Below are 13,012 nucleotides of genomic sequence, written 5' to 3' on the forward strand. Positions count from 1 at the left end.
CAATTCGACGAAGCCCGCGCGGTCACCGACTGCGCGGGCTTCGTCGTGCCGAGCGGATACCGGACCCTGTCTGGCGTCGTCGGCGCTGATTCGACGGGCGACCGGAGTCTGACGCCCGCCACGCGAACCGCTACGCCGACGGCGCTACCGGACGCACGTGCACGCGGACCGGACGCGCCGGATCGGCGCTGGCGTGCAGGCGTTCGTCCTCGGACGACGACAGCCGCGGGAACCCGCCGTCGGCGAGTGCGTCCGCGAGCGAATCCGCGGAGCCGAGGTCGGCGACCGCCACCCGGATATCGATCACCGGTGGCGCCGACTGCCCGACGACGGCGGTCGGGCCGACGTGCTCGACCGCCGTCGCTCCGGCCCCGACCAGCGCCCATACGCGGTTCACGACGCGGCGTCCCAATACGGCCCACCAAGGGTCGTACTCCTGTGGCCGTGTCGGCAGCTCGGCACAGACGCGGCCGGCAACGTTGTCGCGCAACGGAATCAATCGCTCGTTCCAGACGCGCAGAGCCTGAGCCGCGAGCTCGTCCGGGGTCCCCGAGTTGTCGAGCCAGATGTCGGCGACGTCTCGACGCTGGTCGTCCGTCGCCTGCGCCGCGATTCGGGACCGCGCGTCTTCGGGATCCATGCCGCGCAGATTCACCAGGCGGTCCAGCCGGACGTCCGCATCCGCGTGCACCACGGCGACCACGTGATAGAACGGCGCCATGTTCCCTTCGACGAGGAGCGGGACGTCGTGAAGGATGATCGCGTCGGCGGGCGCCGCGTCGGTGAGCTCCTGGGTCCGCGCGCCGATCAATGGATGCGTGATCGAGTTCAGGAGCTTGCGACTGTCGTCGTCGACGAATGCACGCGCCGCGAGGGCCGGACGGTCGAGAGCGCCGTCGGCGTCGAGGATCTCCGGTCCGAAGGCGTCGACGAGCTGAGCCAGACCCGGCGTGCCCGGCTCCACCACCTCGCGGGCGATGCGGTCGGCGTCGACGTGATACGCGCCGTGTTCGATGAAGGTCTTGGCAACCGTCGATTTGCCGGCGCCGATGCCGCCGGTGAGTCCCACTCTGATCACGAGTCCCAGTGTGTCAGACCATCGGTCACCGCAACGTACGGCGTGATGGTTGAATCGGCGATATGCCGCCACTGTCGCATCGGAGTGTTCTGCCCGTCGTCGTGGTTCTCCTGATGATCGTCGAGGTGGTCGTGGTCGGCGTCGTGTTGTGGCCGCGCGGAGACGACGATCTCGAGTACGGGCCGGGACCGATTGCGCTGCAGTCCATGCCGTCGGCGCCGGGTGAACGGTGGAAGCTGACTGCGGAAGACGTCCTGGGAGCTGACGAACCGGCCGACGAACGTGCGTCGATCTCGATCAAGGCGCAGTCGGATGATGTGGTGGTGGTCGTCGGCGCTGCCGAGCCGTACGCGCGTACGTTGGCGGCGGTCGACGTGCAGTCGGGGAAGGTGCTGTGGAGTCGACGCGAGGCGGGTCACTGGGCCGACTGCGCCGTCGGAGACGGCCCGACGCTGGCATGTACGAAGAACGTCCGAGTGAGCGGCGACGTCGTGGCTCGTGTCTCCTTCTTCGACCTGAGCTCGGGTGCCGAGCGCGTCGTGCAGACCGTCCGCGTCCACGGGACGCCCAGCATCGTGTCGGTCGATGACGGATTCGTCGTTGCGGTGCCCAGGGATTCAGGCGTCGGACTCCGCGAGGAGGGCCCGGTCCCCGACAGGGGTGCTGCCACCGTGGACCGGAGACCGTTGATCACGCGATTCGAGCCGACGGGGCAGCGTTCGTGGTCGGTCAACGGGTCGACCGGAGAGCGCACCGTGCGGTCGGTGATCGGCTCCAGGGTGATCGTGATGGAGTCCGACGACGGTGCCGTCTCCTTCTACCGGGCCGACACCGGCACCCTGGTCCACCGTGAACCGACGTCGATGGCCCCGAGCTGTGGCGCGCCGGACGAGGTCACCGGAATGATGGTGTGCACGTCGATCGTCGGGCAGCCGTCGAGACCGAACTACTTGCTCTATGAAGGTGGATTCGCGGTCAACCCGGCGGGCGGGAGTCCGGTGACCGTGACGTACGACGAGACCGGGCGGCAGACCGGTCGGCTGGTCGGGTGGTGGCTCGCCGATGATGACGATGTCGTGCGCGACGGCCAGCTCGTCGAACCCGAGTCGATCCCCGTCGTCTCCGGGCGCAAGGTCGGCGTCGTCACCGCTGACACGGGCGCGCTGCGCTGGACCCGAGCGGTCACGGGCGACGGCATCGCAAAGGTCCGCGCCCTCGACGAACGACACGTGGCGGTCGGAACGAGCGAGTTCGGGCCCGGCGATGCGTACTCGGAGACCTGGCGGCTCATCGATGCCGCCACCGGCGAGTCCGGTGGAACCGTCACGTCGAACTTCGGGGCATGGCTGTTCGGGTTCGACGGTCGGCGACTGCTGTTCGCCGGCGACCCGGCTGAGCACCAGCGGCCCAATGCTCCACGACTGACGGCGTTCGACGGCGAGAACGGAAGCAGGCGGTGGACCATCGACCCGGCAGACCGGGATGCCGGTTGGCAGCAAGTCGGGCGCGTTCTCTACTCGGTCGGCTCGACCGGCTACGGACCCGGCTGGATCGCCCGCTACGCCTCCTGACCGGTGTCGCGCAATCGTGAACCGATCCGCCACGCGACCGGCGGGGCCGCGCCTCACCCGTAGAACGTCGCCGGATCCAGTGCGGACAGCGGCGTCCACGGGCCGATGCGGTCGTCCGCAGGCACCTCGCCGTCGAGAGCGTCGCCGAAGCCTCGTAGCGACAACGCCAGCCGGGGATCCTCGTCGACCAGGCGAATCGTCTCGTAGAGCAGCGCGAGGACGTGCACGCAGCGCGGTGACCGCGCGCGACACGAGCAGTCGACCACTGCGAGTTCCGGCGGTCGCGGGCCGAGTGCGGCGTGGACCTCGTCGGTCAACGCGGATGGGCCGGGTGTGGCACCGACCAGGTCAGCGACCGCACGCGCCGCGTCCCGTCCCATCGGAGCGAACTCGAGATACGCGACGGACGCCGCATCGCCTGCGACGACGGTGCCGCGGATCAGACGTCCCTCCACGTGCACGTCGTTCATCGCATTGCGCGCCATGCGCCTCGCTCTCGGCAGGGCGGGCTCCGGCCTGGTGACGTGGGTCGGCTCCGCGATCCGGAGGAAGTCCCGGCCCCAGACGGTGAATCCGAACTCTGTGCTACTGGTACTCATGCGGTCTCCTCTCGGTTCCGGCGCAGGACTTCGATCAGCCGTTCGTCGGAGAGCTCGGTGAGAACCGCGAGCGCGCCGGCGTCGGCGTCGAGGTCCAGCGCGGCCTTCTTCCGGTGCATCGTGGCGATGTGCTCCTCCAGCGTTCCCGCCGTGGTCAGCGTGGTGACGGTGACGATGCGATCCTGGCCGATCCGGTGCACCCGGTCGGTCGCCTGAGCTTCGACCGCGGGGTTCCACCATCGATCGAAGTGAACGACGTCGGCCGCGCGGGTGAGGGTGAGACCGGTGCCGGCGGCCTTGAGGCTCGCGACGAGAACGCCGCAACCCGCGCCCGACTGATACTCGTCGACGATCCGGTCGCGTTCAGTCCGCGTGAGCCCGCCGTGCAGGAAGGGAACCCGCGTTCCGAGGAGGTCGCCGAAATGAGCGGCGAGCAGTTCACCGGTCTGGCGGTACTGCGTGAACACGACGGTGGGCGAACCGTTCTCGACGTTGGTACCGACGATCTCCGCGGCGACGTCGAGCTTTCCCGAACGACCCTCCACACGACCGGTGACCGGTCCGGAAGCGATCAGACCCGGATGATTGCAGACCTGCTTGAGCCGGGTCAGGGCCGCCAGGATCGCGCCGCGTCGCGCCATCCCGGCTCCGAATCCCTCTGCCTCGGCGCGGTCGAGGATCGCGTCGTAGATCCTGCCCTGTTCCTCGGTGAGGTCGCACTGCACGTCCGTCTCGATCTTGGGTCCGAGGTTAGCGGCGACCTCGCTCTTGGTGCGTCGCAGAATGTGTCCCGAGATCGCATCGTGCAGACGGTGCTTGGCCGTGGCCGAGGCGTTCTGGATCGGCAGCGTGTAGCGGCGGCGGAAGAGCGCGCGGTTGCCGAAGGCGCTGGGCGCGACGAGGTTCAGCACCGACCAGAGTTCGTCGAGATTGTTCTCGATCGGCGTCCCGGTGAGCGCGATCCGTGCGTCGGCGGTGATCGCCCGCGCGGCGCGCGAGACCTGGGTCCGGCTGTTCTTGAGCGCCTGCGCTTCGTCGAATACGGCGGTGGCCCATCTCACTGCGGCGAGTGCGCCGGTGTGACGGCGAAGGGTGGGATACCCGGTCACGACAACGGTGCGGTCGCCGGGCGGTGGCAGTTCGCCACCGCGGAAGTCGGTGGCCTCCAGACCGGGAGTCCAGCGGCGTATCTCGCGAATCCAGTTCGTCACGAGGCCGGTGGGACACACCACCAGCGCCGGCCCGTGGCCGGCGCGGGCCAGGTGAGCGATGGTCTGCAACGTCTTGCCCAGCCCCATCTCGTCGGCGAGGATGCCGCCGCCCTCCGCGCATACCTCGGCGAGCCAGGTGACGCCCCGCAGCTGGTAGGCGCGCAGGTCCGCGGTGAGCAGGGGCCGGAGCGACTCGGCCGCGGCGAGGGTGTCGACGAAGACCGCACGAGCGTAGGCGGCCGAGGTCGCGGCGTCACCGGTCGCGTTCAGGACCGCGTGCGCGGCGGGAGGCAACTCGACGTCCGCGTCCGGGTCGGCAGCGATGCGCGACCAGGCCTGCGCCGACGGGGTCTGGCAGGCGGGCAGGTGGTCGGCGTCGACGATCCGGCAGGCGACGTTCGAGGGGACGAGGCCTGCCGTGGGCCCGTGCCCGGAGGGCAGCGGAATGCGAAGGGTATGCGTTCGCCCTGCGGACACCGAAGGCGCCCACAGGGCGAACGCATGCCGGTCGGTCAGATAGGTGGCGTGCAGGGGTACGTTCTGCCTGGTCAGAATGTCTCCTCCGAGAAACTGTGGGGATGACGTACGATGTACGGAACTGATACCGTACGCCTTACGGAGAGGATTGTCGAGGATGGCGGACGAGACCGAGAACGTGCGGCGCACCGTCGAACTGCTGTGGCGGGCACCGAGTGATGTTCAGGTCCGGCCGGGACCGCGGCAGCGCACCACCGTCGAGGCGGTGGTGCGGGCGGCGGTGGCGATCGCCGATGCGAACGGGCTGGCGCAGCTGTCGATGCGGGTGCTCGCCGCGGACGTCGGACTCAAGCCGATGGGGCTCTACACGTATGTGCCGAACCGGGAGATTCTGCTGGCTCTGATGATCGACGCGGTGGCGGTCGAAGACACCGCGATCGACACGAGCGCGACTATCGACGCAGTGCTGCGGGCGGTTGCCGATCAGTACCGTGACGAGATCCTCCGGCATCCGTGGCTGCTCGACGTCCCTGCGTGGCGCCCGGTCCCGGGACCGGGCTCCTCGCATAGATACGAGGTCCAGCTTTCCGCCGTCGCGGCGGCCGGGGCCAGGTCGGGGAAGCACTTCGGCGATGTGGAGCTGGACGCGGTGATCGCTTCGCTGCGAGCCTTCGCCATCGGCAATGCCCGCTCGCGGATCGACCAGATGGTGACGTACGCGAACTCGGGAATGACCGACGAACAGTGGTGGGAGACGGCCGGGCCATTGCTCGCCGATGCGATGCCCGAGGGGCGGTATCCGATCTCGTCCCAGGTCGGCACCGCCGTGGGCGAGGAGTTCGCCGGCCCGGGAAACGCCGACCACGCGTACGAGTTCGGCCTCACCCGACTGATCGCCGGCATCATCCGCGGATGAGTGCGGGTGCGCGATCGGTCGGATGAGGCCGGTGCCGGGACGGGCTACTTCCAGCCGTACCCGTCGCCCTGAATCTCGGCGCAGAAGCCGATCCGGCGCGCCGGATCGGTCTGCACCTCGTAGGTGAACGCCTTCTGCTTCTCGGAATCGGTGCAGTTCGGCACGTTCGCGGACTCGGCGCGCTCGGTGATCTTGTATCGGGCGGTCAGGCTCGACGAGGGCGTCGAACAGGCGACGGTCTTGAGGTCGGCGCCGATCGAGATGGTCGATTCCTCGTAGCACGTGCCCACCCGGTAGTTCGGGATCAGGCACATCACCTTGTCTGCTGCGCCGGTGCCGTATTCGTACACGTAGTAGTTGTAGTGGCCGGCTTCGCATGCCGCCTGGGAGTCCAGTTTGGCGCCGACGATGTACGAGACCGAGCTCGTGTCGGCGCAGTCGATGGCGGCGGTCGTCACATCGGTGGTCGATCCGTCCACGGTGATGCACGAACCGATGGGGCTCGAGTCGACGCTCGTCCCGCTGTCCTTGTCCTTCAGGATCGTCGCAGCTACGGCTCCGGCGATCACCACTGCGAGGAGGATGACGGCGACGATGACGACGCGTCGGATCCCGTTCTTCTTCGGCGGCGGCGGATAGCCCGGCGTGCCGGGGACGGGAGCGAACCCGCCGACGGGCGCTTGCGGCTGCGGGTAAGGCTGTCCGTACTGAGGATACGGTTGAGGCTGGGGTCCGGGCTGCGGATACGGCGCAGGTTGTCGGCCGGCCGGCTCGGGCTGGTGGGGCGGGGTCGGAGGCGTCATCGACGGCGGACTTCCTGTGAGGCAGATGAGAACCGTAGGGGAGTCTGTCACACGTTCGTCCGATACCGGCGATCAGGCTCGATCGAGCCATTCGAGTGGTGTACCCGCCTGCGCGTCGAGCCACGACTGCACATCTCCCGAGGTCGTCGCGCCGATCAGCGCCGTCGTCGCGATCCGCACGGCGTCTTCGGCCTGTGCGGTGGTCAGGAACCCGGCGGCATGCGCGTCGAACAATTCGTCCACGTCGATCAGCGCGAGCGGTTCGCCCGGAACGTCTACGAGATCCAGATACCAGTCGACCGCGTGCCAGCGGCCCGCCTCGTCGGGACCGGAGAACTCGCCGATATCGAGATACAGGCGTTGTCCCGGGCGGTGGCCGGCCACGAAGTGGAAGATGTTGGCGCGCAGTCCGAGAGACGGCAGCAGCCAGCTCTCCAGATGAGTGAAGCGCGGATGGTCGGCGGTGCGCGACATGTACAGCCCGAAGTCGGTGACGCGGTAGTCGAGCACCTCGCGCACGACGCCCTTGTTATCGGTGTTCGTCATCGCGGGGACGTCGAAGACCTCGCGCTTGGGCGGATGCAGATCGGCCATGCGCCCAGCTTGTCACAGCGACGGACGGCCGGCGGTGCGGAACGGCGTCATCGTGCGATGAGCACCATCGGGCCGAGGAACTCGCACGCGGTCAGCGCCAACCCCACGTCTAGCCGGTCGTGGTCCGGCCCGACGGTCGCCAGCGCCTTGTCGATGCGGTACTTGACGCTGTTCCGGTGGAGGCTGAGCCGTTCGGCGGTCCGCACGTGACTGTCGCCCGTCGCGAGAAAGACGGCCGGGGTTTCCCGCAGCGACGCGGCCGACGGGCTGTCTTCCGCGAGGTCGCCGAGGACTTCGCGGACCCACGGCCGGGTGTGCTCGATGTCGCGTTCCAGCATCGCCGCCAGCGCGATCCCGCGATCCCCGAAGCCGGTCACCTGGCCGGTCGGGCTGTCCGGCAGATGCGCGACGGTGAATGCGGCGCGCGACTGCTCGTGACTCCGGCAGAATCCGGCGGTCCCCGGCGCAGCGTCGCCGAACGCCATCCGCACACCCTCCGGCAGTGAGGCGGTCCGCAGGGCGGCGACGGCGTCCGCGCCGCGCGCACGGTCCGCCAGGGGCACCCACGCCCAGAGGGTGGAGGCGTCGACCGGAGCGATGAGCGCCGGTCCCGCCGACCCGATTCCGGCGAAGACTCGGCGCGCCACCCGATCGAGGTCCGCCAGTTCCAGGGACGCGCGTTCGGTGAGCCACAGGATGATCGCGCGATGCACCCGATCGAGGCGGTAGCCGGTCTCGCGTTCGAATGTGGCCGCGCCGGCTTCGGGAGCCGCGAGGAGATTGTGCACCGTCGAGGACAGAACGGTGCCCTGCGTCCCGATCCACCTGCGCCGTTCGTCCTCGTACACTTCGAACACCGCGGCGGTGATCCAGTCGATGTAGCGATACAGCACGGTCGAGACGTACTCGGTGAGCTCGACGGTCTCGGCCGCACCCAGGTGCTGGTCGGCGATGAGTCGGTAGCAGCGCTGCTGAACCAGGTTCTGGCCCATGTGGTAGGCCCGGACCAGCGCGTTCGACGGAATGTCGCGCTGAGCCAGACGCAGCGCGTATTCGACGGCCGCGGTCGGCGGCTGCAGATGAGCCAGCGGAATGTCGTTGGTCAGGATGTGAACGATGTTGGTCACGTTGGCGTGGACACTGGCCTCGAGCATCTCGACCAGCACCGGATCGGTGTCGAGCGGTTCGATCCCGCGCGCCAGTGCCTCGGCGACGACGTCCGAGAGTGCCAGGTGTCCGGCGCCGAGCGCTCGGCCGACCTCCGCGGCCCGGGCACGGACGATCTCGGTCACCGTCGTCGCCCGTCGCCCGCCCGTCGCAGATGCCGCAACGCCGACTCGGCCGCGTGATAGCCGCACAGACCGTGGACGCCGGGGCCGGGCGGTGTGGACTGCGAGCACAGGAACACCCCGTCCACTCCGGTCGAGTACGGATCCAACGCTGCCCTGGGACGAAACAGGAGCTGCAGGCCGTCATTGGCCCCGCCCATGATGTCGCCTTCGGCGTAATTCCGGTTGTACGCGGCCATCTGGGGGACCGTCGTGGTCTTCATGTCCACAATGGTGTCGCGGAATCCGGGCGCGAACCGCTCGATCTGCGAGATCACTTGCTGCGTCGCGTCGCCGGAGTAACCGGCCGGAACGTGCGCGTACGACCAGATCGGATTGATCCCCGCCGAACTGCGCGTCGGATCGGCGATGTATTGCTGTCCGACCAGGACGAACGGCCGGTCGGGCAGGACTCCCCGGTCACGGAGCTTCTCGGCGCGCCTGATCTCCTCGAAGGTCCCGCCCAGATGGACCGTGCCCGCACGTCCGCAGTCCTTATCGCGCCACGGGATGTCGCCGCGAATCGCGAAATCGACCTTGAACGCGGCGGCACCGACCCGGTGCCTGCGGTAAGCGCGCCGGATACGCGGCGGCATCCGATCGCCGTAGAGCCGTTCGGCCTGTGCGGGAGAGAGGTCGAGCAGCACGACATCGGCGGCGGGGATCTGATCGCGGGACGTGATGGTGACACCGGTCTCGATCGTGCCGCCGTGATCGGCCAGGGCGGCCGTGACCGCGGCAATGATGGAGCCGGAGCCGCCTTCGGCCACCGGCCAGCCGTATCGGTGCCCGCTCGCAGCGATCATCAAGCCCAGCGAGGCGGTCAGCGGTCGGTCGAAGTCGGTGTACACGTGGGCGGCGATGCCGCCGTAGAGTGCACGCCCGGCGGGGGTGCGAAACAGCCTGGCCATCACTGACACCGGGAGCAGCGCCCGCGGGCCGAAGGCCGCGAGTTCGAACGGGTGGACGGGTGCATGGGCGATCGGCCGCAGCAGATCGTGTCCGAGATCGTCGAAGTTCCTGGCGAGATCCCCGAGGACGGCGCGCCAACGGCGCCCGTCGGCGCCCAGCCCGTCCGCGGTCTCGGTGATCGACCGGAACAGCAGCGCGGTCTCACCGGAGTCGAGGGGATGGGCGCAGTCGATCTCGGGCCGGCGCCATCGTAAGCCGTAGCGGCCGAGATCGATCTCCCTCCAGAACGGCGAACCCACCCCCATCGGATGAAACGCCGAGCACAGGTCGTGGATCACACCCGGCACCAGCGACTCCGCCGAGCGAGCACCCCCGCCGACGGTGTCCGCGGCTTCGAGCACCTGGACCTTCACGCCGTTGCGTGCGAGCTGCAGCCCGGCGGCGAGCCCGTTGGGCCCGCCGCCGACGATGACCGCGGTGGACATCAGACGGTCTCCGCCGCAGGCGTATCCGTCTCCGCCAGCGTGTCCGTCTTCGCGACTGTCTCCGTCTCCGTCGAAGTGCGGGGTCCGGCTTGATGATTCACGGTCTCAGCCTGGTCGACGCTGGTATAGGCGTCAATGCCCGGATGCGGGCTCGCGAACTCGCGACGCCAGGTCACCTCCACCGGGATCGGGCCGTGCGGCAGCCACGGCTGTTCGTTCACCGCGTCGCGGACCCGCCACCGGCCGCGCTCCACGACACCGAGTGCGGCGTCGATGATCAGATAGTCCTGGGTTCCACGGTGGATGGGCTGGGACTCGGCCCACACCACGGTGAACTCGCCCGGTGCGAATCCACAGCGACGTTGCAGGGCGGCGATCATCTTGGTGTCGTGGAGATGGCCGTCACCGAAGTTGAACGCGACCAGCGAGTTGCAGGAGAACTCGGCTTCGCGCAGGTCGTAGGTGTTCATCCGGTCGTCGCCGAGATGCCGCTGCATCAGCGACAGCAGGCCGCGGCCCTGGCTGTGCATCGATCGCCAGGCGAGCATCTGGTGCATCACCACGTCGGCGACCTCGTCCGGGAACGTCGCCGTGAGCTGCGTCTTCGTGTTGAGCGAGGAGCGCACCACGTGGCGGTTGAGCTTCTCCTCGGCGCCGGGCGCGAAGGCCCAGGTGGCCTTCGAGACGCCGGCACCGACCCACACCACCACGATGAGCAGTTTGAGCGCGAGGATCATGTCGACGAAGGGCAGGAAGGCGAAGAAGGCCACCGCAGGCAGATACTGCTCTGATCGCGCCGCGATGAACGGCACCTTGTCCCGCAGCCCCAGGATCACCATCATCGCGAGGTAGGGATAGAGCACGGCCGGATCCACGAGACCGTGATTGCCCGGCACCAGAGCGTCGAGCCGGCTCCCGTGCACGGTGGGCAGGAACAGTGCCACGACGAGGTTCACGACGATCGCCGCGTAGAGCGCGACGTCGAAGAGGGTTCGGGAGTCACCCTTGGTGAAGGGAACTCTGTCCGGCCACGGTGGCAGCCGGATGGTCCGGGGCCGGAGCCAGAACAGCGCGCCGCCGGTCATCGGCTTGAAGTGCCCGGCCAGCGGTCCCCACGAGCCGCCGACGCCCAGCGTCTCGACGAGGAGTGTCCAGAGGACCAGCTTCTGATACACCACCGGCTGGTTCCACCACTCCGAGACGGCCAGCGGCGAGTGGCCCGAGCTCAGCGTGGCGATCGTGACGCCGACACCGATGTAAAGGATGAGGACTTTGGCGAGGTAGATGAGGTGAACCGCCTTCTGCGTACCGAAGCCGTACTCGGCCCAGTGCGTGCTGAGCACGCGCAGGCGGTCCAGCAGCGGTCGCCGGCGGAAGGTCGCCGGATCGACCGGCGGGAAGTCGGGTTGCGTGAGACCCATGGTTGGTCACTCCAATCGTGTAGGGAGAGAGCGGAGAGCAAGTGTTCGCCGGACAGGGGGTATCGCGCCGCGGCGTGCGCGGCGTGCGGGAAGTCGGGGTGCGAGAGCGTCAGCTGGAGACGAGCCCGCGACGGAGGGCGGGCTTGTCGATCTTGCCGACCGGGTTGCGGGGGAGTTCGGTGACGATGTGGACGGCGTCGGGGAGTTTGACCCGCGCCAGCCGCCCGGCGAGGTGCGCGGTGATCTCATGGGAGTCCACGGTGGCGCCGGGATGGCGGACGACGTAGGCGACGGGCACTTCTCCGTACAGGCTGTCCGGTGCGCCGACGACGGCGCACTCGAGGACGTCCGGGTGCGTCGCGAGCGCCGCCTCGATCTCCTTCGGATACAGGTTCTCGCCGCCGCGGATGATCATGTCCTTGATGCGGTCGACCACGGTGAGGTAGCCGTCGGCGTCGAGGCGTCCGACGTCACCGGTGTGCAGCCGCCCGTCGACGAGGACGTCAGCGGTCGCGCCGGGCCGGCCGAGGTAGCCGAGCATCACCGCCGGACCGCTGATCACGATCTCGCCCGTCTCGCCTGCGGGCAGCGCGCGGCCCTCGGCGTCCACGACGGCGATCGTCTGGCCGGGCAGGGCGGGTCCCACCGTGCCGAGCCGGCGTTCGCCGCGCAGCGGATTGCAGGCGCTGGCGCATGTGGCTTCGGTGAGTCCGTAGCCCTCGAGGATCGGGAACGCGAACCGCGACTGGACCAGCGTGAGGAGCTCTCGCGAGATCGGAGCCGCACCGCAGATCGCGACTCGGATCGAGGACATGTCGGCGTCGGCGGAGTCGGAGGAGGACGCGAGGAGCGCGTAGACGGTGGGGACACCGGAGAAGTACGTGGGCCGCAGGCGACGCACGTCGTCGAAGAACCTGCTCACGGAGAACCGTCCGGTGATGCTGACCTGAGCGCCTGCGAGGAACGGTGAGAGGACGGACACGCAGATCGCGTTCACGTGGAAGAGCGGCAGAATGAGGAGGGCGTGATCGGCGGCCGTCAGTTCCAGCAACCGCACCATCGACGTCGCCATGAAGTGCAGGTTGGCGTGGGTCAGCTGCACGCCCTTGGGGCGCCCGGTGGACCCGGATGTGTAGATCAGCAGGGCCACCGCATCACGCGGCGGGGCCGCAGGCGCGATCCACCCGGAACTCGGTTCGAGGGCGAGGTCCTCCACGTCGAGGACGGGCCGGTCGCCGACGGCACGGTCGGCGACCACGACTCTCGCGCCGGCATCGTCGAGCTGATGGGTGGACTCCTCGTCGGTGAACGCCGGATTGACCGGCGTCGCGGTCGCGCCGAGCCGCCACGCGGCGGCCATCACCACGATCAGTTCCGCACGATTCGGCAGCATCGCGGCCACGACGTCGCCCGCGACGACGCCGCGTGCGGCGAGTTGTTCTGCGCAAGCGTCGACCCGAGTCGCGAACGCCGCATACGAGTGTTCGTGGCGGTCGTCTCAAATGCACGGTGCCTCGCCTCGAACGGCATTGTCCCAGGGGAAGTACGACGCGGTCGGAGTCACGTGGGTCACCTTTCATTGATGTTGTGAGAGACAACACTAGAAAGGTGTTCGTG

10 protein-coding genes and 1 pseudogene are annotated in these 13,012 nt (G+C 68.7%); 2 read left to right on the forward strand and 9 right to left on the reverse strand.

What is annotated here, in order from left to right; all coding sequences use genetic code 11:
- Nucleotides 1-130 precede the first annotated feature (130 nt).
- Entirely contained in the window at nucleotides 131-1,078 is a 948-nt protein-coding gene (gene coaE, locus GSI01S_RS05345) for a dephospho-CoA kinase (protein WP_101841564.1), read from the reverse strand.
- 62 nt (nucleotides 1,079-1,140) lie between these two features.
- Here coaE and GSI01S_RS05350 point away from each other — a divergent pair, with 62 nt between their 5' ends.
- Nucleotides 1,141-2,649 carry an outer membrane protein assembly factor BamB family protein gene (locus tag GSI01S_RS05350; RefSeq protein WP_006895436.1) on the forward strand — a complete coding sequence of 503 codons (1,509 nt, stop codon included), beginning with the start codon at nucleotides 1,141-1,143 and terminating at the stop codon, nucleotides 2,647-2,649.
- A gap of 53 nt (nucleotides 2,650-2,702) precedes the next feature.
- Here GSI01S_RS05350 and GSI01S_RS05355 read toward each other — a convergent pair whose 3' ends face one another.
- Both GSI01S_RS05355 and GSI01S_RS05360 read right to left on the reverse strand, forming a co-directional pair.
- The gene (locus GSI01S_RS05355; RefSeq protein WP_006895437.1) at nucleotides 2,703-3,248 is read right to left on the reverse strand and encodes an SWIM zinc finger family protein; all 546 of its coding nucleotides are present in this window, start codon (nucleotides 3,246-3,248) and stop codon (nucleotides 2,703-2,705) included.
- Nucleotides 3,245-4,936 (reverse strand): DEAD/DEAH box helicase, encoded by a 1,692-nt coding sequence (locus tag GSI01S_RS05360; protein ID WP_006895438.1) that lies wholly within the window; start codon nucleotides 4,934-4,936, stop codon nucleotides 3,245-3,247. Before GSI01S_RS05360 ends, GSI01S_RS05355 begins: the two co-directional genes overlap by 4 nt.
- Nucleotides 4,937-5,093: 157 nt before the next feature.
- Between GSI01S_RS05360 and GSI01S_RS05365 the strand changes: the two genes are divergently transcribed.
- Nucleotides 5,094-5,852 (forward strand): TetR/AcrR family transcriptional regulator C-terminal domain-containing protein, encoded by a 759-nt coding sequence (locus tag GSI01S_RS05365; protein ID WP_006895439.1) that lies wholly within the window; start codon nucleotides 5,094-5,096, stop codon nucleotides 5,850-5,852.
- A gap of 44 nt (nucleotides 5,853-5,896) precedes the next feature.
- Here GSI01S_RS05365 and GSI01S_RS05370 read toward each other — a convergent pair whose 3' ends face one another.
- From GSI01S_RS05370 to GSI01S_RS05395, 6 genes and pseudogenes are all read right to left on the reverse strand, one after another.
- Nucleotides 5,897-6,655, reverse strand: coding sequence for an LppU/SCO3897 family protein (locus tag GSI01S_RS05370; RefSeq protein ID WP_006895440.1), 759 nt, complete (start codon nucleotides 6,653-6,655; stop codon nucleotides 5,897-5,899).
- Nucleotides 6,656-6,727: 72 nt separating this feature from the next.
- Nucleotides 6,728-7,249, reverse strand: a complete 522-nt coding sequence (locus tag GSI01S_RS05375; protein WP_006895441.1) for a ribonuclease FAU-1 family protein — start codon at nucleotides 7,247-7,249, stop codon at nucleotides 6,728-6,730.
- Nucleotides 7,250-7,296: 47 nt separating this feature from the next.
- Complete coding sequence (locus GSI01S_RS05380) at nucleotides 7,297-8,541, reverse strand: PucR family transcriptional regulator (RefSeq protein ID WP_006895442.1); 1,245 nt, start codon at nucleotides 8,539-8,541, stop codon at nucleotides 7,297-7,299.
- Entirely contained in the window at nucleotides 8,538-9,974 is a 1,437-nt protein-coding gene (locus tag GSI01S_RS05385; protein ID WP_006895443.1) for a phytoene desaturase family protein, read from the reverse strand. The genes GSI01S_RS05380 and GSI01S_RS05385 overlap by 4 nt, the downstream gene beginning before the upstream one ends.
- Complete coding sequence (locus GSI01S_RS05390) at nucleotides 9,974-11,395, reverse strand: DUF3556 domain-containing protein (protein ID WP_006895445.1); 1,422 nt, start codon at nucleotides 11,393-11,395, stop codon at nucleotides 9,974-9,976. Before GSI01S_RS05390 ends, GSI01S_RS05385 begins: the two co-directional genes overlap by 1 nt.
- Nucleotides 11,396-11,504: 109 nt before the next feature.
- Nucleotides 11,505-12,968 (reverse strand): annotated as a pseudogene (locus GSI01S_RS05395) (class I adenylate-forming enzyme family protein).
- Between the last annotated feature and the right edge of the window lie 44 nt (nucleotides 12,969-13,012).

It is taken from the genome of Gordonia sihwensis NBRC 108236, from assembly GCF_000333035.1.
GTDB classification, from domain to species: Bacteria; Actinomycetota; Actinomycetes; order Mycobacteriales; family Mycobacteriaceae; genus Gordonia; species Gordonia sihwensis.